Source organism: Pseudomonas sp. Marseille-Q5117 (assembly GCF_946901175.1).
In the GTDB taxonomy this organism is placed as follows: Bacteria; Pseudomonadota; Gammaproteobacteria; order Pseudomonadales; family Pseudomonadaceae; genus Aquipseudomonas; species Aquipseudomonas iranensis.
The window spans coordinates 129856-151230 of record NZ_CAMPPP010000008.1 but is presented as its reverse complement, the minus strand read 5'-3'; the positions used below and the strand labels follow the sequence as shown (position 1 = coordinate 151230).

Sequence of the window (21375 nt, the reverse complement as noted above, 5' to 3'; positions counted from 1 at the left end):
CCGCAGCGGTCATCGTTCGGTCAGTCGCCGCAGTTGCTCGACTACATGATCCTGCTGCTCATCGCTCAGCAAGGGGTACAGCGGCAAGCTGATGGCTTGAGCGTAATAGCGTTCAGCCTCGGGAAAATCGCCCTCGGCAAACCCCAGACCCTGATAGTAAGGCTGCAAGTGCACGGGAATGTAGTGCAGATTCACGCCAATACCGGCCGCGCGCAAACCTTCGAAAACCTGGCGGTGACTGAGGCTGAAGCGCTCGGTCTGCAAGCGAATCACATACAGGTGCCAGGCAGACTCCGCCTCTTCCTGCGGGCTCGGCAACGTCACCGGCAAATACGCCAGCAAGCGATCATAGCGCGCCGCCAGTTCCCGGCGCCGGGCGACAAACTCATCCAGTTTGCCCAGCTGTGACAGTCCCAGCGCCGCTTGCAGATCGGTGATCCGGTAATTGAAACCCAGCTCAATCTGCTGGTAATACCACGGTCCGTGGCTCGGCTCGGTCATGTGCTCGGGATCGCGGGTCATGCCGTGGCTGCGCAGCCGTCGCAGACGTTCGGCCAGCGCCGGGCGATTGGTCAGGACCATGCCGCCTTCGGCGCTGGTGATGATTTTCACCGGGTGAAAACTGAACACCGTCATCGCCGCGAAGTCGCCACAACCGACTGGACGCCCGGCGTAACTGGCGCCCACCGCGTGCGAGGCGTCTTCGATCACGGTGAAGTTGTAGCGCACGGCGAGATCGGCAATCTTGCGCATATCGCAGCTCTGCCCGGAGAACGCGACGGCGACGAGGACTTTCGGCAGCATGCCGTCGCGTTCGGCCTGTTCCAGCTTCGCTTCAAGGGCAAAGGCGTCGAGGTTCCAGGTCAGCGGATCGATGTCGACGAAATCAACCTCTGCGCCGCAATAGCGCCCGCAGTTGGCCGAAGCCAGAAACGTATTCGGCGAGGTCCACAAGCGATCGCCCGGCCCCAGGTCAGCGGCCAGACAAGCAATGTGCAGCGCCGCCGTGGCATTGCACACCGCCACGGAAAAATCGGCCTGGCAACGCGCGGCCATGGCCTGTTCGAAGCGTTCGATGGTCGGCCCCTGGGTCAGCCAGTCCGATTGCAACACCTCGACCACCGCATCGATGTCTGCCTGATCGAGGCTCTGCCGACCGTAGGGAATCATACCGACAGCTTCGCGTGCAGATCGGCGATCTGCCCCACTGAAAGGAAATGAGGGTTGGTGTCCGAGCGATACTCGAAATCCTCGTCCACGGCACGGCCACGTTCACCGAGTTTATCGACGGCGAAATCGACGTCGACGCTGGTAAAACGAATCGACGGCTGAATCGTGTAGTGATCCTCGAACTCCAGGGTCATGCGCGCATCGTCCAGCGGCACCATCAGTTCGTGCAGCTTCTCGCCGGGACGAATGCCGACGTTCTTGTGTGGCAGATGCTCGGCCATGCCGCGCGCCAGATCGACGATACGGATCGACGGGATCTTCGGCACGAACACTTCACCGCCGTGCATGCGCGCGAAGCTATCGAGGACGAACTGCACGCCGTGGTCGAGGGTGATCCAGAACCGCGTCATGCGCTCGTCGGTGATCGGCAATTCTTGCGCGCCGTCAGCGATCAGCTTGCTGAAGAACGGCACCACCGAACCACGCGAGCCAGCGACGTTGCCGTAGCGCACCACGGCGAAACGGGTCTGCTGCTCGCCGGCAATGTTGTTGGCGGCGACGAACAGTTTGTCCGAAAGCAGCTTGGTCGCGCCGTACAGATTGATCGGGCTGGCCGCCTTGTCGGTGGACAGCGCCACGACTTTTTTCACACCGTTGTCGATGGCAGCGGCGATGATGTTTTCCGCGCCGTTGACGTTGGTGCGGATGCATTCGGTCGGGTTGTACTCCGCCGCCGGCACCTGCTTCAACGCGGCGGCATGCACTACGTAATCGATGCCGCGCATCGCCTGACGCAAGCGCTCGGCGTCACGCACGTCGCCGATGAAATAACGCATGCACGGTGCATTGAACGTCTGCTGCATTTCGCATTGCTTGAGCTCGTCGCGGGAGAACACCACCACGCGCTTGGGCTGGTATTGCTCCAGCAAGCGACGGATGAAGTTGCGCCCGAACGAGCCGGTGCCGCCGGAGATGAAAATCGATTGTCCGTTGAACATGTTGTAATTCCTGTCGGCCTGCTCAGGCGAGCAACTGCGCCCAATTGATCGAGGCGTTTTCGCCCAGAGTGAAACCTTTACCACTCAAGGCCAGGTTGGCGTTGTACGCCGGATCCTGGGCAAAGGCGTCGGGCCATTTTTCACGCAATGCCGCCAATGCCGCTGGCGCCTGTGGCAGCTCGCCGGTGTGCAGCACCTGCACCAGTGGCGTCCACACGGTGAGGTAACCGGCCTGGCCGGCCTTCAGGCACAGATCGACATCGGCATAGCCGTCAGCGAAGGTCGCTTCGTCGAGGCCGCCAAGGGCATTGAACAGCTCTTTGCCGACCATCAGGCATACCCTGGAGACGGCCGAATAATTCTGCTCGACAACCAGCCGCTGCATGTAGCCCTCGGCCTTGTGTTGCTCGCCGATGAAAGGCGAACCCACGCCTTCGTTCAGACCAAGAATCAGACCGGCATTGGCGACTTTGCCATCGCGATCGACGAGTTTGGCGCCGACGATGCCGACCTCAGGACGCTGGGCATGGTTGAGCAGCGAATCGATCCAGTTCGGATTGACCACTTCGCTGTCCGCGGCCAGCAGCACCAGGTATTCACCCTGCGCCTGTTCACTGGCGGCGTTGTACAAAGCGACTTCGCTCAGCGGCTGGTCGGCACGCAACACGTTGACCTTGGCGTGGCGCAGCGTTCCCAGCCAATCGTTGACCGCTGCCGACTGCTTGCCGTTGGCTGCCAGCAGCACTTCGTAGCGGCTGTAACGGGTTTTGAGCAGCACGCCCTCCAGGCAGCGGCGCAGTGCCGGCAAATCATCGATGACCGGCACAATGATCGAAACCAGTGGCTGCTCAGTGTGGCGATAATCGATCTGCCAGGTGCCCGGCGCCGCCGAAGTGACTTTGGCCTTGTAGCCGCGATTGCCCAAGTGACGCAGCAACGCCTGACGCTCGTGGGCGTTTTCTTCCAGAGGCGCCTGCTCGGTGATCAGCAGCGGCTCGTCGAGATGCGCGAGACCGTCAAGTCCGCCCTGTTCGATGATGCGCAGCAACAGATCGAATTCCAGCGCCTTGCTGAAGTCGGCCTGATAACCGCCAGCGTCAAGCAGCACCTGGCGACGGATCAACCAATGCCGCGCCATCAGCGACGGCACGCTTTGCAGCAGATCCAGGTTGAAACCGGGGCGGAATACGTCGACCAGTGCGCCGTTTTCCTTGCGCTGGATTTCATCGGTGGCGACCGCACGCACACTCTCGGCCCCCATCAGTTCAAGGCTGGCGCGCAACAGGCCGCTAGCGGTGAACTCATCACCGGCCTGAGCCAACATCAACCAGTCGCTTGGCGACTGCTGAGCGCTCTGGTTGAGTTTGTCGACGAGATTGCCGGGCGTGACACGGACAAAGTGCAGGGTGTTCTGCGCAGTGGTCGCTGCCGGCGCTTCACCAGTGGTGAACACGACAATCCTGAACGCTTTGCAGTGCCCCTCGACCAGGCTGTCGAGCGACACCTGCAACTTGTCGATGTCGTTGTCCAGATCAAGGAGGAAGATACCGAACTGCTGACCACCACCTTCGGCAGCCACGTGTTGGCTGATCGACTCGAGCTGCTCGATGGCAGGCGCACGTGCAGCCAGCCAATTCAACAAACGTCCCGATTGCATCTTGTCGAACGTGACCTGATGATCGTCGACCGTCAGCGCCTCGAGGCGGGCGACCCATTCATGCATGGCTTGCGCCGCCGTCTCGTCACCGAGCACTTGCAGCTGCGCGGCCAGACGCTTGGTAACCACCTGGTTGAACGCATTCAGATCATGCGCCTGCCACAACCGGTCGACCACGCTCTCCGGCGTATCGTTATTGCGCGCCTGGAGCAGATGCGCCTGACGCGTCCATACACCTTCCAGCCCTTCCAACTGAAGGCGACCCGCCGGCAGGGCGTGCATCATGAATTCAAACTGTTCCAGAAGATCGAAAAACGTCTGGTTGTAGAACGGCATCTCAACGTACTGCAGTGGGCCGAAACGCCGATCAGGCCGCCGCAATTGCTGATTCCAGGTCGACTCGAAAATCAACTCGGCAGTCAGCGCCCGGCGGACGGCCAGACTCTCGGCCATCGCCGCAAAGCTCTCCAGAACAAATGCCTTGGCTTGCCCTGCATCGAGGTTCTGGATACCGGTCGGCAGCGAGACAAGGAATTCGGCAAACGCCTCTCGTTCGGCGACCGACTTGCCATCAACATAGGTCAGCGAGTGATACACGTCGGTATTGTGTTCGGAAACGCCGTAGTTGATCTCGCGTACCACATAGGGAATCGGCAGGATCCGTGCCTTGGCGCTCGCCAGCAGGTAATACACGTGCCCGATTTCCTGCCATTGGAAATTGGTCCCCGGCGGCAATGACGAGTGCCAGGTTTTCATCAGGTCGGTACGGGTCACCGCGTAGAACGGCGGGATGTACTGACTCATGTAGTCAATGACGCGATCCTGCGCCCGCTCGGACGAATAGTCTTCCTGAACCTTCTTGTCGCGGCGGTAGTAGTTCACGCCATCGGCCTTCGCCAGGTACATCAGGCAATAGCCGTGGCACATGCCATAGTCACGGTTGGCCTGAAGAAAGCCGACAGACTCGCAGAGCGAATCGAACACGATGAAATCGTCATCCGCCGCCAGCACCATGTATGGCGTGCTCAGTTGCTCAACGCCATAGGCCAGTTTGGCCTGCATCCCCCAGTAGGCGAATTGCGGTACATGATGATAATCGACGGCGGAGAAATCGCCTTCCGGACGTTCCGGCGTGGAGTCCAGCACCATGATTCGGCAGGGCAAGCTGCTGTAATACTTCACCGCACGGCGCAGGAACGCCGGCCGGTTGTGAGTAATCAGCACCACCGTCAACAACTCGTTGAGCGGTAGCGTCAGTTCAGAACTGTACTTGCCTTGCATAACTTCTCTCCACAACCGGCGACTCGCCGAAACAACGCTGGGTAATGTTGCGAATTAACGAACGCGGCGCAGATAACCGTCCGGCGCCACGGTGATCAGCAGTTTGTTCTGCATCTGCCGATCGATCTCGAAATCCTTGTTCTCTTCCAGGTATTTCCACACGGCGGTTTTCGGGTTATCGCCATGACCCCACGGGCGATCCGGAAAAAAGTCCGCCGGCATGTCTTCAACCACGGTGTCCATCACCACGCAGTAGCTACCCACCGAAACCAGCGGCGCATACAAGCGCAGCTCCTCGAGTACGTGGTCGTGGGTATGGTTGGAATCGAGGACCAGAATCACTTTCTTGCCCTCGGCAATCGCGCGGACTTTCTGCGCGGTCGCCTCGTCGATACTCGAACCTTCGATCATCTGGATGCGCTTGGCCATCGGGTGGCTTTCGATGGCCTCACGGTTGTGCGGGCGAATGTCGAGGTCGATGCCCAGCACTTCGCCGTGGCCCTGCAGCTCCAACAGCGAGGCGTAATAGATGATCGAACCGCCGTGAGCGATGCCGCATTCGATCACCAGGTCCGGTTTGACCTGCCAGATGATCTCTTGCATGGCCATCATGTCTTGCGGCAACTGGATGATCGGACGGCCCATCCACGAGAAGTGGTAGCTGTATTTATGGCGGGCCGATTCGTTGAAGAAATCCCGAGCCAGTGCTACCACTTTCTGGTCATCACCCTGGCGCGCGATCTCTTGTTGGCATTCGGCTTCGAAGGCTTTGTGGATGTTGTTTTCGGTCATCTTAATAATCTCAAGGGTCACTGAAACGAAGCGCTGTCGACGGCGTGATAGACGTAGCGTGCGCCAGTCATCCGCTTGATTTCTTCGAGGTAGTTGGAATTCATCACAAACAGATGGGCGCCTGCAGGCAGCGCATCCATGGCCTCTTGCGGCGAGGACACCCGCACGCCACTGAGCGGCAGGTATCGGCCCTGCTTGGCCGGGTTGATGTCGACGACGCGATCTACCGCCACGCCGGCGCGCTGCAAGGCCAATGAATAAATCACGCCCTTGGACGAAGCGCCCCAGATGGCCGAGCCCTGTGCCGGCGCGGATTGAATGATCTGCACGGCGCGATCAAGACTGGCGGTGAAGGTGGTCGACAGCGTCAGCAACGACGGCGTCTCGACCGGCACCTGTTGCAGCGTTGAGAGATCGGCAACGATGTACAGATATTGGCCACCGAACAGATGCCCGGCCTCAAGCACGGTGCCGAACATTGCGCGCAAGTCGGCGAGACGGAAGTAATTGACGTGCTCATAGAACACGTCGAACCAGGCATTGTGCTCGACGATCCAATCAAAGCACGGCACTTCGATATAAATCTGCCCGCCCTGATTGGCTGCAGCCATTTGCGCGAGAAATGCCAACGGATCGCTGATGTGCTCCAACACATGGCGCAAGACAATCGCATCCGCTGCCAACCCCAGCTCGCGGGTGAAGGGTGCCTTGATCACGTCAGGATTGTCACCTTCATACGAAGGGTCGATCCCGGTAATGGCATAACCTTTGCCCCGCAGCATCTCAAGGAAATAACCTTTGCCGCAGCCGACCTCAATCAGGGTCTGGCCCTTGAAGTGCCGGGCGAGGATCGCTTCGACGGCATTGAGGTGCGCCTGAAACTGCACCGAGTGCGCCTGTTCGTTCTGATAGTCGGCGTCATAGCTCAGCTTGTCGGCATCGAAGGCCTGGTTGAAGATCAATCCGCTTTGGCTGTCCTGTACCAGAACAATGTCTGCCACCCCTGAGGCCCGCGCCTCTTCGGCGCTGGCAAACGTGCGGTTCTGCAATACCGGCAGTCCGGTCGCGCGATAAAGCTCATGCAGCATGTTCTTGCCCCTTCAGTTGCGAGATTCGCTGAGCATCACCCCAGAACGCCTTGGGCTCATGGGCGGAATAACCGTAATGGCCCAGATTCAACATGATCGTCGACTGGCGTTCGCGGACACGCTGTTCAACCAGCGCGCGTACGGAAATCGGCTGGCCGCTGCAGCAATTGGTGACGCCGTCGACATCAGGCCGGCCGATCAGCGAAGCCAATTGCGCGGCCGCCTCGGTAATCTGCAGATAATCACGCAGCTGGTCGCCCATCGACATATTGAACTGCGCCTCACCGCCATCGATGGCGCGGTCGAGGCTGGCCAGCAGGCTGTTGCTGTTCTGCCCTTCGCCATAAAGGTAAAACAACCGCGCCCATTGCAGGGTGAACGCCTGCTCGCGCTGCAATGCTTCAAGGAACAGGCGCAAGGTGTGCTTGGCCAGACCGTAAGGCGTGCAAGGCTGGGGCAAGACCGACTCGGCCAACGGGCCGCTTTGCAAGCCGTATTCAAAGCAAGTCCCGGTGACCAGCACCTGGCTCACCCCTGCCACGACCGCACGCTTGAGAAACGCGTAATCCGCCGGCAGGTTGCGTTCGAAATGAAACAGCGCCTGATAATTAGGCAAGCCGCTCCAGGCCAGATGAGCGACGACATCCACGCCATCAACCAAGTGCTCGACATCAAGGTCTGGCGCATGCAGATCGGCGGCGACAAATTCCACCTGCGCGAACCACGGCAGACTGCGAGCCGAGTCGAGGGTGCGCGCAACCGCACGCACTTTGAAGCCTTTGGAAAGCAAAGCGCTGACCAAGTGGCGACCGACGAAGCCGGTGGCGCCAGTGACCAGCACAGTGGAGGTGTTCGCCGTCAAAGCTCGACTCCCTGAAACTGTTTGTCGAGCAGCGGATGCCTGGAATCCTTGGCTGACAGATTCTTGACGGATAGCGGCCATGAGATCGCCAGTGCCGGATCAAGGGCCGACAAACCCGCTTCATGCTCCGGTGCGTAATCGGCATCGGTGAGGTACAGCACTTCCGATTCATCGGTCAGTGACTGGAAGCCGTGGGCAAAACCGGCAGGAATCAAAAAGCTGAGGCCATCATCGGCGCGCAGTTCTTGCGCATGCCACTGCAAATACGTTGGCGATTGCGGCCGCAGGTCGACCGCCACATCCCAGACCGCGCCGCGCACACAAGTGATCAGCTTGGATTCGGCATAACCGGCTTTCTGAAAATGCAGACCGCGTACGCTACCTTGGCCGGCCGTGCGCGAATGATTGATCTGGCGGATCGCAAAAGGACGTCCCTGGACGGTCAGACGACTCTGGCAGAACAGCCGGGCGAACCGCCCGCGCTCATCGCAGAAGACTTTCTGCTGAATGAGGTACAGACCCTCCAATGGCGTTTTCTGCAAGGTGTAATCGCTCATGAACGCTCTCTGTACAGATTCAATTGGTTCAAGGTAACGACGCGCATGTCATCGCCGTGTTGCCACGCCAGATGCCAGCCGAGGGTGTGCGTCAGGCATTGTTCCAGCGTCCAGCGCGGCTTCCATCCAAGCACCTGCCGCGCGCGGCTGCTGTCCAGACGCAGCAGACCGGCTTCGTGCAGCTCACTCGGTTCGATGCGCAGACCGCGGGCCTGCGGCCAACGGTTGGCGAGCAGTTCGACCACCTCACCGACGCTGCACATGTCGGCCTCCCCGGGACCAAAGTTCCACGCACCGGCGTATTCCGGGCCGTACTCGTAGAGCGCAGCAGCCAATTGCAGATAACCGGCCAGCGGCTCCAGCGCGTGCTGCCACGGACGCACCGCTTGCGGGTAACGCAGGGTCACTGGCTCGTCGGCAGTCCAGGCTTTCAGCACATCGGGAATCAGTCGTTCTGGCGCAAAATCACCACCGCCCAGCACATTGCCGGCGCGTGCGGTAGCCAGGGCCAGACCGTGTTCGGCATGTTTGTCCGCCGGGAAGAACGACGCGGCATACGACTGCGCGAGCAACTCGCAGCAGGCCTTGCTGCTGCTGTAAGGATCGTGTCCACCGAGGGCTTCGTCTTCGCGGTACGGCCACAGCCATTCCTTGTTGGCGTAGACCTTGTCGGTGGTGACCAGCACACAGGCGCGCACACCGCCGACCTGACGAATCGCTTCGAGCAGGTTCAGCGTACCCATGACATTGCTTGAATAGGTGCCGAGTGGATCGCGATAGCCCTCGCGCACCAGAGGCTGGGCCGCCAGATGCAGGACTATTTCCGGCTCGGTCTCGGCGATGATTTCCAGCAAGGCGCCGAGGTCACGCAGATCGCCGCGTTGATCATTGATGCCTTCGTGCACGCGCGCCAGTTCGAACAGGCTCGGCTCGGTCGACGGATCCAGAGAAAAACCGCTGACTTGCGCACCAAGGCTTTGCAGCCACAGGGTCAGCCAACTGCCTTTGAATCCAGTGTGTCCGGTGACCAGGACGCGTTTGCCACGCCAGAACTCCGCACTCAGGCCCATTGCTTCCATGGGGCCTCCCCGCTCTGCCACAGCGCTTCGAGATGGTTCTTGTCACGCAGGGTGTCCATCGGCTGCCAGAAGCCGGAATGTTCGTAGGCATGCAGCTGTTCCAACTCAGCCAGTTGCATCAACGGCTCGGCTTCCCAGCTGGTCGCATCGCCGGCGATGTAAGGCAGCACCTGTGGTGACAGGACGAAAAAGCCGCCATTGATCCAGCCGCCGTCACCTCGCGGCTTCTCGGTGAAGCCCATAACTTGGTGGCCTGTGCGTTGCAACGCACCGTAACGGCCTGGAGGCTGCACGGCAGTAACGGTCGCGAGCTTGCCGTGCGCTTCATGAAAACGGATCAAAGCGCCGATATCGATATCCGAGACGCCGTCGCCGTAGGTAAAACAAAAGGCTTTTTCGTCCTTGAGATAAGGCGCAGTGCGCAAGAGCCGGCCACCGGTCATGGTTTCTTCGCCGGTGTCGACCAGCGTGACGCTCCACGGCTCGCTGTAATTCTGGTGCACCTCCATGCGGTTCTCGCGCATGTTGAAGGTGACGTCGGAGGTGTGCAGGAAGTAGTTGGCGAAGAAGTCCTTGATCGCATAGCCCTTGTAGCCCAGGCAGATGACGAAGTCGTGGATTCCATGGGCGGAATACTGCTTCATGATGTGCCAGAGAATTGGCTTGCCGCCGATCTCGATCATCGGCTTGGGCTTGAGGTGCGACTCTTCACTGATCCGCGTGCCGAGGCCACCCGCCAAAATTACTGCCTTCATCGTCTCCCCTCTTGTTCTTCACCGGGCTGCGCATGGCTTTGTTGAGCGTTGCGGGCCTTGCGGCGACACCTTTTGCCGTTCCGGGCGCAAGTGCAATGACCGCAAGCGCTCGTTTTATGGCGATTTGAGGGGCACTTGCAGGAAACGCGCCAGCTCAGAGTCGAGGCGGTGGGGAACGGGCTGAGGATTTTGATTGGGGGCCTATCCGTTATTGCGGGTGCTGGCGCTGGCGGTTTCGCTCTTACAGCAACACCCGCAGAAACGGATATTCACCCAAACCCCGAGAGTCTGGTCGGCCCAAGGGCCGCCAAGCCAAAAAACAAAAAAGGGATGAATCCAAAGACCCACCCCTTACTTCAACGATGCGCAAAAACTACCCGAACAGCGCAAACCCATCAGCACCTACCGGCAGCTCATACATCTGACCATCGGCCGTCTGAACATGCTCGATGGTCGCAAACCCCGCATACCAGTCCACCAGCCGCACACCGTTGTCCGGCACGCCACTGCTACCATCATTGGCACTGTGCAGATAAACGTCATCGCCCACACGGGTCACGCTCAACTGACTGGCGTCAGCGATGGTGTTCAGAATCAGCGTGTCGTTGGCATCCAGCCCTTCATCCTTGATGGTCACCAAGGCAGACGTGTCCACCACATAGGTATCATCGCCCTGCTCGCCAAACCCGCTGCCGCCCAGGCCCGACGGGCCGGCGCCGTTGAAGATCAACACGTCGTTGCCCTGCCCACCATAGGCCACGCCTCGCCCGAGGGTAATGTTGTCATTGCCTTCATCGCCACTGACCCAGGTAAACAGGCCATCGCGCGCAGCTATGATGACGTCATCGCCCGAGCCACCGAACAAGGTGTCGGACTGCCCGGCTGCATCGAGACCGGACGCCAGACCGCCGTAGATGTGATCGTTGCCATCGCCACCCTGAATCTGGTCGTCACCACCACCGCCTTCAAGGACGTTGTCGCCCCACTCACCTTCCAGAACATCATTGAACTGGCTGCCGCGCAGGCCTTCGATGTCGATGTAGACGTCATGGAAGGCGATACCGCTCTGCGCGCCCCATTTCAGCGAGGCGCTCAAGCCTTCAGCGCTGTCGTCATAGCTGACGATGTCGAGGCCCGCACCACCTTCAAAGTTATCGGCCCCCGCCCCGCCCAGCAGCACATCGTTCCCGGCACCGGAAACGATCGTGTTGTCCCCGTCATTGCCGTAACCGGTGAAATCGCTGCTGCCGGTATAGGTCAACCGCTCAACGAACGCACTCAGCCTCAACTCGGACAGGCTGGTGTACACATGATCGGTACCACCCATGAAGCTGTCGTCTTCTTCGACAGTCACGCCGGTGCTGTTGATCGTATAAACGTCATCACCGATACCACCAGCCACCTTCACACCACTGGCGTTGACGACAAAACGATCGGCGCCGGAGGAACCGATAACCTCTTCCACATTGAGCAGCGTGTCACCTGCAAGGTTGCTGCCATTGCCGATCACGACATTGGCCACGTCGAAGGCGTAGCGGTAACTCACAGTGTCGTAGCCGTGCGCACCATCGATGCTCATCGAGTCATTATGACGATAAATCACATCATCGAAGCCCGAGCCCTGAAGCGCTTCGATACCGTTAAAAATATCGCCATAGGCGATGGTCAGGCCGTCATGGTTGGTGAAGTCTTCGACTCGTACCCCTTCAAGGCTGTCGCTGTAGCTGACGGTGTCGTAACCGTCCCCCCCGACGAAATGATCTGCACCATCACCACCCCACAGCCAGTCATTACCGGCACCAGCGATGATCTCGTTGTCGGTGTCACTGCCGTATGCCTTGAAATCACCGGTACCCGTGAAGGTCAGTTTCTCGACGAAGCCGGCCATCTTGATGCTGTTGAGGCTGGTGCGCAGTTCGTCGTAGCCGCCCCAGTCTTCCTCGACGATGGTCACGTCTTCAGCGGTGACGATGTAGACATCGTCACCGCTGCTGCCTTCCAGCGTCACGCCGGCTACCGAACTGGTGAACGTATCGTTGGAAAACGTCCCGACGATCTTCTCAACGGACACCAGCGTATCGAGCTTGCCGTCGGGGCCGGCGACGGTACTTGTACCGTCGGCCAGTTCGACGTTGATTCCAGAGGTTATTGCGTAGTAATTCGCGGTGTCGAAGCCGTCCCCGCCATCAAGCTCATCCGATCCCGTACTTGCCAGCAGGACATCATCCGCCTCCAGTCCATAGAGTTGGTCATTGCTGTCGGTGCCCAGCAGGACATCCGCTTCACTCGTTCCATTCACAATTGTCATTGCATCTTCCTTGCGTGGTTGTTGAAACCGGATCTGTCAGTGCGGGCGTTGCCTGTCCGGAGCGCATTCCCTCGCTGATCGACTCAAACAAATCAATGAACCTGTGAAAAAGGCGACCCGAGAGATCGCCTTTCAATGAAGCCTTGCGGGCAATTCAATCCGCCAGCCAGCCATACTCCCAATGGCGCAAGTTATCGCCGCGCAGAACATAGTCTCGCAGCACCACCTCACGCAGTTCATCGCCCATGCGATAACTGGCATCCGGGTCAGCCAGATGCATGCGGATCGCTTGCAGCCACTCATCGGTCGTGTTGGTCTTGACCCGGGTGCACGGCAAGTAGCCGCGATAGGCCTCGGTATCGGTGCAGACCACCGGAAAACCGCAGGCGCCATACTCGAGCAGCCGCAGATTACTCTTGCAGTCGTTGAAGATGTGGAACTCCAGCGGCGCCAGCGCCAGATCGAGGTTCAGGCTGGCCAGTTTTGCCGGATAGACATCCAGCGGGATCACTCCGTGAAACTCATGCATGTACGGCAGCAAATCATCCGGGCACATGCCGAAGAAAACCCAGTCCACTTCGTTGGCCAGTTCGCGCACCACGTCGGCGATCACTGCCAGATCGCCATGGTGACTGGTGCCGCCCCCCCAGCCGACACGGGGCTTTTTCGAGGTACGACGCTGGCTGCGCAGGTGTCCCCACAAGTCCTGAGCCAACATGTTCGGCACCACGCGTATGTCGTGGTGCATGTCCGACAGCGCGTTGGCCAGCGGCGCGGTTGAAACGACCACGCGATCGCACAGGCCGATCGCTCGGCGCACCATACGCTCCATGTCCGACTTGCCCGGCATGTTGCGGATGTGTGCATTGCGATGGGGAACGTCAATGACATAGTCGTCGAGTTCGAAAATCCGTCGGGCATTGAAGAACTTCTTCAGCGGCGGAATTTCATCAATGGCATGCTCCGAATAGCGCCCTTGCAGGACGATCACATCGGGGGACTGACGCTCGATATCGATGATCGACGGTAAGCCGTAGCAGACCCGTCCCTCCACCCGGTTGGCCGCTTCCAGCTCGATCATCGGCTGGCTCATGCGGTAGTGACCGATGGCAGAAGCATTGATCGGAACCGCGAGCACGTTCGGCAGTTGCGCCTTGGAGAACGCGCTCCAGCCAGTACGCAGGCCCGGTTCAAGGCTAAAGTTGCTGGCGCCAACGCCCTGCAACGTCAGGTTGACGTTATAGGCCGGGTCGCGCGCAACCAGTGGCAGCCAGCGTTGATAGAAGGTGTCCTTCTCCTCGGCGTGCTGCGCTTGCTCTTGCTCCGTCGCCGCGATAACTGGCTGCGTACCCACCGCCAGCACGGCGTGCGGGTTCATCACCACCAGATAACCGTCGCGGCCAATGCGCAGGCACAGATCCACGACACTGAGCGGTTGCTTGAAATCCTGCTCATCAAGACCGCCGGCCGCTTCGAATACCGATTTGCGAATCATCATGCAGTCGCCACCGACCGCGCTCAGATCATGCACAGCTTGCAGTCGGTGCATATACCCGTCCGACTGCATCGGCTGGCCGTAGAACGGCAGTCCCGCCGGCCCATTCAGCCCCAGGATGAGACCGGCGTGCAGCACGCCACCGTCCGGGTTGAACAGCTTGGCGCCCACCACCCCGACTTCAGGGCGCTGTGCATGATTGAGCAGCTCATCGAGCCAGTCGGCCTGGGTGATTACCGCAAAGGCGTTAAGCATCAGCACGTACTCACCGCGCGCCTGGCGCGCGGCGAAGTTTTGCACAGCGGCGGCATCGCCCTTTTGCGCATACCGCAGCACGCGAATCCGGTCGCTGCCCAACTGCGCCATGCCGTCCAGCCACGCCAGCGCTTCGGCGCTTTCGCTGCCGTTGTCGACCAGGAGCAATTCGTACTCGGTGTAGGCGGTTTTCTCCAGCAGCGTTTCGACACAACGCTGCAAGGCGGCAGTCTGGTCCTGAGTGACGATGATCACCGACACCAGAGGGCGTTGCGCGTGACGGTAGTCGACACGATTGAGCAGCCCGTTCTGGCGGATTTCATGAGCAATGCCGAGGCGCTGCAGATGCGCCTCGAGAATTCGCGGACTTTGCTCCACCACGCCAGGCTCGGTGAGCCATTGCGACAGGTCGAATTTCGACTCCAGCAACACCTCGGCGATATGACCGACAACCTGCAGGCCATCGCTTTCGACCATCCGCCAGAGCATGTCGTGTGGCGCCAGTTCGGCGAACGTTGGCGCAAATCCACCTAGGGCGAGGAAGCGTTCGCGCTGGAATGCCAGCGCTCGGCCGACGTATGGATAACTGCGCATGAGGTCGAGGTTGAAGTCCGGTTTGAACGCCGGTTCCGCCGATTCGCCGGCGCGCACGCTGCCTTCATCACTGTACAGACACGTCAGCGACCGCGAATGCGCGATGCGATCGGCCATCACCAGCAATGCCGGTGCCACCGGGCGATCTCCCGGTTGCAGCAGATAGAACCAGTCGGCGCCTTCGAGTTGCGGCAACAGCGCATTGATCTGCTCCAGACCGTCATCCTGCAACGGCATGTGGAACACCCGATCCTGCAACACTGCTTCGGTACAGGCTACGGACAGTACCAGCACCAGCTCCGGTGGGTAGTCCTGTGCAGCGAGCGCTTGCAGGGTGCGCTCGAGACCGTCGCGGCTACCCTGCGCATCGATGACGATCGGCACGATCCTCGGCTGCTGCGGCCAGCCAGCAAGCGTTTCCGGCAACCATTGGCGCTGCGTCTCGGTCAGCACCCGACACGCCAGCCACTGCGCATAGAGCTCGCCGAAACTGAAGCTGTCGACACCCACACCCAGCTCCTGGCGGCTTTGCTTGGTGCCAAGGGTACGGCTCAGCGGCAGTTCTTCCCAAACGCGAGGCGACTCGTCGGCGCTCGTCAGTCGCACGTAGCGAACCCAGCCCTTTGCGGGCGCCGACTCGCCGCTGCGCACTTTGAGCATTTGCGAAAGCCACTCGCGCTCAACCTCGGCAGCATCCTTCATCGGTTGCTGCGCGCTCAGGCGCTCAGGGTAAAGTCGCTCGGCGCTCAGGACATTGTTCGACGTCACCATGTTGCCGCGCCGCAACAGACACACGTACAAGGCAAAATCCAGGGTCGCGACGAAGCATGCACCTGCTTCAGTCAGAGCGGGCAACAGTTCGGCGACATCGGCACGCCGGAACAACGCACTGCTGAAGCCGCCGAGGACGTTGACCGGGAATTTTTCGAAAATGCTCAGCACATCGTCGCCTTTGAGCAAGGCGCTCACGGGTGATAGCGAGCTGTTTTCCAAACGGGCCGGCAGAATGATGTCGTTGGCGTCCCACAGCAGCCGCTGAGCGATCACCAGACTGACTTCTTCGCGCTGTAACTCATGGGCTTGCTGTTCGATGCAGGCCGAATAGAGCAGGTCATCGTCACACAGGAATTTGATGAACTCGCCGCGCGCCTGTTCGAGGCAGGCTTTCAGGTTGCCCACCAGCCCCAGCGTCTGTGGATTGCGAACGTAGCGCACCTGAGCCCCGGTTTGCTCCATCACCAAGCTGACGATGTCCTTGATCTCGTCACCACGACTGTCATCGCACACGACGATGTCGAGATTGCTGTAAGTCTGGCTGACGGCACTGTTCAGCGTGCGCTCGAAAAAGCGCGGATTGAACGCAGGGATGGCAATGCTGACGAGAGGAAGTGAATTCACGGCGGGCTCACAGGCGGTACGAGCCCGCTCGCAAAAACGAGCCCTTGATACCGCAAAAAATCATTAACAGAGGCACAACGTTGGCGGGCGCTCACGCACCCGCCAATCATCAGATCTTGTTGAACAGACCCAACTGACTGATCTTGCTGAACGCCAGTTGCGCGGCTTGCAGCATGGTCTGTTGCAGGGTCAGGCGGGTCATGACTTCAGCCGGATCGGAATCACGAATCGAACCCTGGGTGGTGCTGTTTGCCGTGGTCAGGCTGTCGTTGGTGATGGTCTGCATGTCCAGCGCCTGACCACGCGCACCAATGGTGGTCACCGCCGTGCCGATCTGGTTGGAAGCGGCATCGATGTTACCGAGGCCCGCCTCCATCGCGCCCTGCAATTTCTGCTTGGCAACCGGATCGCCGTCAACCGGCGTGTTCAGCGCGGTGATCATCTGGCCCAGGGTGTCGAGCACGTTCTGGGTCTGATGATTGTTCGGCTGGATCGAGAACTGGTCGCCTGCAGCCGGCGTGTTGCCCAGCGCGAAGGTCACACCGGCAGCGGTAGCGTTACCGCCGGCAACCGTGCCCGAAGAAACCGGCTTGCTGTCGGCGGTCACTGGCGCGGCATACAGATCGAAATCGGTGGCGCTGGTGAACTTGAGCACCGCGCCGCCCTGCGGGAAAGCTGCGGTGTAGGCTGCCTGATCGGTGATGGTCGAACCGGTGATCACGCTGGTCGACGGGTTACCCGGATTACGCGTGGTGGTGAACGAGTCCGGCGAGGCCGACAGCTGAAAACTGTGCCCTGCGATAACGGCGTCCGGATTGGTATCGCCGGCCTTCAGGTTGACGTTCAGCTTGAGGTCGACGCCACGGAAGCTGACAGTCTGGTTGGCGCCGCTGCTATTGCTGATCAGGCCATTCTGGCTGGCCTCGGCGGTCACATCGTTGCCCAGCGCATCGGTGATTTTCAGCTGGGTGCTGCTGACGAAATCGATGGTATACGGCTGCCCGGCAGTGAACTTGGCGTCGTAAGTGGCGGCAGTGCCGACGGTGCCGTTGGACAGCACGACACGGCCGTCATCGACGGCTGGCGCAGTCATCTTGGTGTTGGTGCGGCCGGTGTTGATGGTCTGCTGGAACGCGTCCCAACCGGTGGTGTTGGTGCCCACGGTCATGCCGTCGCCGATGCCCAGATCGATGGTGGTCTGGTCGCCGTTGTAGCTGAACGTGCCGTCAGAATTCTTCGAGTACGGCGCGGTATCGGTTTTCGAACCGGAGAACAGGTAGTTGCCGTTGGCATCCTTGGCGTTCATCAGGCCCAGCACTTGTTGCTGGATCTCGCCCATCTCCGAGGCGTAAGCCTGGCGGTCCTTGTCGGTGATCGTGCCGTTGTTCGCGGCCAGCGCAAGTTCCTTGGCCCGTGCCAACGCCGTGGTGATCGAATCCAGCGTGGACTCCTGCACGTTCAACGCACTTTTGGTGGTGTTGACGTTGGTCTTGTACTGATCGAGCATCGCTGCCTGCTGGCCCAATTGCAGCAAGCGCCCGGCACCGATCGGATCATCGGCGGCGGTGTTGATGCGTTGCAGGCTGCTCGCCTCGCTCGCGGTGGCGACAGCCTTGTTGAAGTTACGCTGATAATCCGAAGCTTGCGTTCCGTAATACTGGGCGGTGGAAATGCGCATGAATTACGACTCCTTAAAGGCTGTTGATCAGCGTGGCGAAAGTTTCCTGCGCAGCTTTGATGATCTGCGAAGACGCTGTGTAGTACTGCTGGTACTTGACCAGGTTGCCGGTTTCTTCGTCCAGGTTGACCCCGGAAAGCGAATCGCGGGCACCCTTGGCGTTCTCCAGAATCGCCGTGGTCGCGGCGCTGTCGGACTTGCCTTGAGCGGTCTTGGTACCGACGTTGGTCACCAGGGTGTTGTAGGCGTCGGTCAGGCTGATGCCCTTGCTCGCCGAACCGGTGTCCACGGTCTGTTTGGTTTGCAACGCGACCAGTGCCTGGGCGTTGCGGTTGTCCGAAGACGCCGCGCCGGTGAGGTTCATGGTGAAGGTCTCGCCGGATTTCGGCGTGCCGCCCACGGTGGTCTGCACGGTGAAGGTCTTCTGCACGTTCGGCGTGACGGTAGTGTCCATCACCGGGTTGCCGCTGGCATCGACGATGCCGACTTTCAGGTTCAGCGTGTTCGATTGGCCAGGCACGATGGTGCCGGTGCCCAGCGTCCCGCCCTTGGCGTCGACCAGGGTGTACGACTGGCTGCCACCGCTGGCTGCGCCAAATACCAGTTTCACTGGTGTCGAATTCTTCAACGCCGCCTGCATGTCAGCCTGGGCGGTCGGGTTGTAGATGTCGATCTTGTCGCTGAGCGTCGGCTGAGTGTAAGTGCCCAGACCGTTGGCGCTGGCGACGCCGGTCAGCGGACCGGCCGCAGCGATTTTCTTCGGATCGGTCAGGACCGTCTGAATGCTCGCCGCCGCGTTGCGGGTCGGCGTGATTTTGAACGAGTCACCCGCGCTCAGCGCGCCGCCGTTCAAGGCCAGGGTGAAGCCGTCGATCACTGGCGGCGGATTGGTCGTGGTGCTGAATGCGCCCAGATCGGTGCCGTCGGAACGTTTGACGGTGTAATCGGTGGCGCTGGTGAAGGTCACCTGATAATCGCTGGTGGTCAGCTTGCCGGTGTCCTTGATGGTCACATCGAGGTTGCCCGAACCGGCGCTGTTGCCGTCCTTCGCAATGCTGCGCTGACTGATCAGAGCGGCACTGTTGATGTTGTTGAAAATCGCCGCGCCGAAGTCGCCGTTCTTGTCGATGCCCTGGGCTTGCTGGCTGTTGATCTGATCGGCAATCACCAGAGCGACGCGACCGAGCTCGTTGAGCGATGGGTCGAGGACTTCCTTGCGATAGGTCAGCAGACCGCCGATTTCGCCGCCGCTGATCACCGAAGTGATGTCGATGGTGCTCGAACCGCGATCCATCTGGATCGACATGCGCGACGGGTCGGTCTTGCTCGCAACCATGCTCAGGCTGTTGGTGGTGTTGCCGATGACCAGCGGCTGACCGCTGCCGACATAGATGTCGAAGCTGGTGCCGCGCTCGACGACCTGGGCACCGGTCAGGTCGGAGAGCTGACGCACGGCGTCGTTACGGCTGTCGAGCAAGTCGTTCGGCGCCCCGCCACTGGTGGAGATTTCGCCGATCTTCTGGTTGAGATTGGCGATCGCCGTGGCGAGTTTGTTCACCTGGGCGGTCATGTCGCCGAGGCTGCCGTTGATCGTGGTGTTCTGATCGTTGAGCTGCTTGGCCAGGGTATTGAAACGGCTGGTCAGCGCCTGCGCGCCGGTCAGCACCGACTGACGCGAAGTGTCATCGGTGGCCGACGTCGATACGCCCTGCATCGATGTGAAGAATTTCTGCAGCACACCGGTCAGGCCGGTGTTGGTGTCCGACAGCATGGCGTCCAGCGGCGTCGCCTGTTTGAGGAACGCGGCCGATTCGCTGTCCAGCGAAGTCGCGGTGTGCAGCTGCGATTCCAGGTACGAGTTGTACACCCGGCGCACGTCGGCCAGGGTCGTGCCCGTGCCGATGAAAACGCTGCCGTACTGCTGCGAGGACTTGGTGCCCTGCACGGTTTGCTGACGTGAATAACCGGCGGTGTCGACGTTGGCAATGTTGTTGCCTGTCGTAGCCAGAGAGGACTGACTGGCCGACAGTCCCGACATCCCGATATTGAGCAAACTCATGGTTCAGACCTTATTACCTGGTGCCTTATAAAGGCGTGGTGGAGACACCCGCCGCAGCGTAGTTTTCAAAACTGTTCATCTGCTTGGCAATTTGCGAAATCTTCGTCGCGTAGTTCGGGTCGGTGGCGTAACCGGCCTTCTGCAACTCGCGTACAAACTGTTCTGGGTTATCGGCCGACTTCAGCACTTCTTGATAGCGATTGTTGCTCTGCAGCAACGTCACCAGATCGTGGAAGCTGTCCTTGTACGAGGCGTAGGAACGGAACTCGGCCGTCTCCTTGACCATCGCACCATTGCGGAACTCGCTGGTGATCGCGCGGGCCGAATCGCCCTTCCAGTTGCTGCTGGCCTTGATGCCGAACAGGTTGTGGCTGCTGCTGCCATCCTGAGCGCGCATGACCGATTTGCCCCAACCGGTTTCCAGTGCCGCTTGCGCCACCAGATAACGCGGATCGACGCCGATGCGGTCGGCGGCTTCCTTGGCCATCGGCAGCATGGTGTTGACGAATTCGTCGGCAGAGCTGAAGGCCTTTTTCGCCGGTGCCAGCGGAATCTGCGCCATGGCGCGGCCGTAAACCTGCATCTGCCCGCCAGCGGCTTTCTGCTCTTCGGCACGGGCCAGCCAGTCGCCGTTGTACAACGCGCCGGAGCCTGTAACGGCGGTAGTCGCAGCGCGTTGCGGCAAGGCGTTGGTCGCTGCGGCCGCAGTGCTGGCAGTGGCCACGCTCGGCGCCGACGGCACCAGACCAGCGAGCAAGCGATCGGCCAGTTTCGGCGGCAATGCCAGACGCCGCTGGTTGATCAGCGCCATGTCGTTGCGATGGGAAATATCGGTGTTGTTCGGCGCATGCACCGAGCGCGATGCCCACAATGGACGCTCGCCGTTGACGCGGGACAGCGGACCGGTGGCGACGGTGCCGGCGGCAATCGGCGTCGGCACGGCGGCGGCCTTGGCCAGCGCTTCCTGCTGCTTGGCGGCGGACGCGGCGGCAGCCTCGCCCGGCGCCATCGGTTTGTTCTTCGACATCTGCCGGATCAGCACGTCGGCCAGGCCGATACCACCGCCCTCCCGCGACATGGAAACCGCCAGTTGCTGGTCGTACATTTCCTGATACTGCTTGGCCGCCGGCGTGTTCAGCGGGTTGTCCTGGCCGAGCGCTTCGGTGGCCGAGCGCATCGACTTGAGCATTTCGCCGAGGAACAGCGACTCGAATTCCTGCGCCACCTTGCGCATGTTTTCGTCGCTGTTCTTGTCGCCGACCTTGAGCTGGTTCAGACGATTGAGGTCGGAGTAGGAACCCGAATCGCTGCTGCTGACCAGACCGCTTTTGCGCATATCCATGGTGGCC

At 60.4% G+C, this 21375-nt stretch carries 14 protein-coding genes; all 14 read right to left on the bottom strand.

The genetic code is table 11. The features are described from left to right. Nucleotides 1-9 precede the first annotated feature (9 nt). A complete protein-coding gene (gene pseC / locus OC605_RS15125) occupies nucleotides 10-1170 on the bottom strand; it encodes a UDP-4-amino-4,6-dideoxy-N-acetyl-beta-L-altrosamine transaminase (RefSeq protein ID WP_125925355.1) in 1161 nt (386 codons plus the stop codon). Beyond that, nucleotides 1167-2168 carry a UDP-N-acetylglucosamine 4,6-dehydratase (inverting) gene (pseB, locus tag OC605_RS15120; RefSeq protein WP_262137937.1) on the bottom strand — a complete coding sequence of 334 codons (1002 nt, stop codon included), beginning with the start codon at nucleotides 2166-2168 and terminating at the stop codon, nucleotides 1167-1169. Before pseB ends, pseC begins: the two co-directional genes overlap by 4 nt. Before the next feature lie 22 nt (nucleotides 2169-2190). Beyond that, complete coding sequence (locus tag OC605_RS15115) at nucleotides 2191-5106, bottom strand: glycosyltransferase family 2 protein (protein ID WP_262137936.1); 2916 nt, start codon at nucleotides 5104-5106, stop codon at nucleotides 2191-2193. Between the two features lie 54 nt (nucleotides 5107-5160). Next, the gene (locus OC605_RS15110; RefSeq protein WP_039761138.1) at nucleotides 5161-5898 is read right to left on the bottom strand and encodes a cephalosporin hydroxylase family protein; all 738 of its coding nucleotides are present in this window, start codon (nucleotides 5896-5898) and stop codon (nucleotides 5161-5163) included. Between the two features lie 17 nt (nucleotides 5899-5915). Continuing rightward, entirely contained in the window at nucleotides 5916-6986 is a 1071-nt protein-coding gene (locus OC605_RS15105; protein ID WP_262137935.1) for a class I SAM-dependent methyltransferase, read from the bottom strand. Then, entirely contained in the window at nucleotides 6976-7848 is an 873-nt protein-coding gene (locus OC605_RS15100; RefSeq protein WP_262137934.1) for an NAD-dependent epimerase/dehydratase family protein, read from the bottom strand. The genes OC605_RS15105 and OC605_RS15100 overlap by 11 nt, the downstream gene beginning before the upstream one ends. Then, a complete protein-coding gene (gene rfbC / locus OC605_RS15095; RefSeq protein WP_262137932.1) occupies nucleotides 7845-8405 on the bottom strand; it encodes a dTDP-4-dehydrorhamnose 3,5-epimerase in 561 nt (186 codons plus the stop codon). The genes OC605_RS15100 and rfbC overlap by 4 nt, the downstream gene beginning before the upstream one ends. Further along, the gene (gene rfbG / locus OC605_RS15090) at nucleotides 8402-9484 is read right to left on the bottom strand and encodes a CDP-glucose 4,6-dehydratase (protein ID WP_262137931.1); all 1083 of its coding nucleotides are present in this window, start codon (nucleotides 9482-9484) and stop codon (nucleotides 8402-8404) included. Before rfbG ends, rfbC begins: the two co-directional genes overlap by 4 nt. After that, complete coding sequence (gene rfbF, locus OC605_RS15085) at nucleotides 9466-10239, bottom strand: glucose-1-phosphate cytidylyltransferase (protein WP_039761130.1); 774 nt, start codon at nucleotides 10237-10239, stop codon at nucleotides 9466-9468. The genes rfbG and rfbF overlap by 19 nt, the downstream gene beginning before the upstream one ends. Before the next feature lie 373 nt (nucleotides 10240-10612). Next, the gene (locus OC605_RS15080) at nucleotides 10613-12547 is read right to left on the bottom strand and encodes a calcium-binding protein (protein ID WP_262137929.1); all 1935 of its coding nucleotides are present in this window, start codon (nucleotides 12545-12547) and stop codon (nucleotides 10613-10615) included. Between the two features lie 154 nt (nucleotides 12548-12701). Beyond that, nucleotides 12702-16289 carry a glycosyltransferase gene (locus tag OC605_RS15075; protein ID WP_262137928.1) on the bottom strand — a complete coding sequence of 1196 codons (3588 nt, stop codon included), beginning with the start codon at nucleotides 16287-16289 and terminating at the stop codon, nucleotides 12702-12704. Between the two features lie 109 nt (nucleotides 16290-16398). After that, nucleotides 16399-17967 carry a flagellar hook-associated protein 3 gene (locus OC605_RS15070; RefSeq protein ID WP_076566553.1) on the bottom strand — a complete coding sequence of 523 codons (1569 nt, stop codon included), beginning with the start codon at nucleotides 17965-17967 and terminating at the stop codon, nucleotides 16399-16401. 13 nt (nucleotides 17968-17980) lie between these two features. Next, complete coding sequence (gene flgK, locus OC605_RS15065) at nucleotides 17981-20026, bottom strand: flagellar hook-associated protein FlgK (protein WP_262137927.1); 2046 nt, start codon at nucleotides 20024-20026, stop codon at nucleotides 17981-17983. A gap of 25 nt (nucleotides 20027-20051) precedes the next feature. Beyond that, nucleotides 20052-21368 carry a flagellar assembly peptidoglycan hydrolase FlgJ gene (flgJ, locus tag OC605_RS15060; RefSeq protein ID WP_122602227.1) on the bottom strand — a complete coding sequence of 439 codons (1317 nt, stop codon included), beginning with the start codon at nucleotides 21366-21368 and terminating at the stop codon, nucleotides 20052-20054. Between the last annotated feature and the right edge of the window lie 7 nt (nucleotides 21369-21375).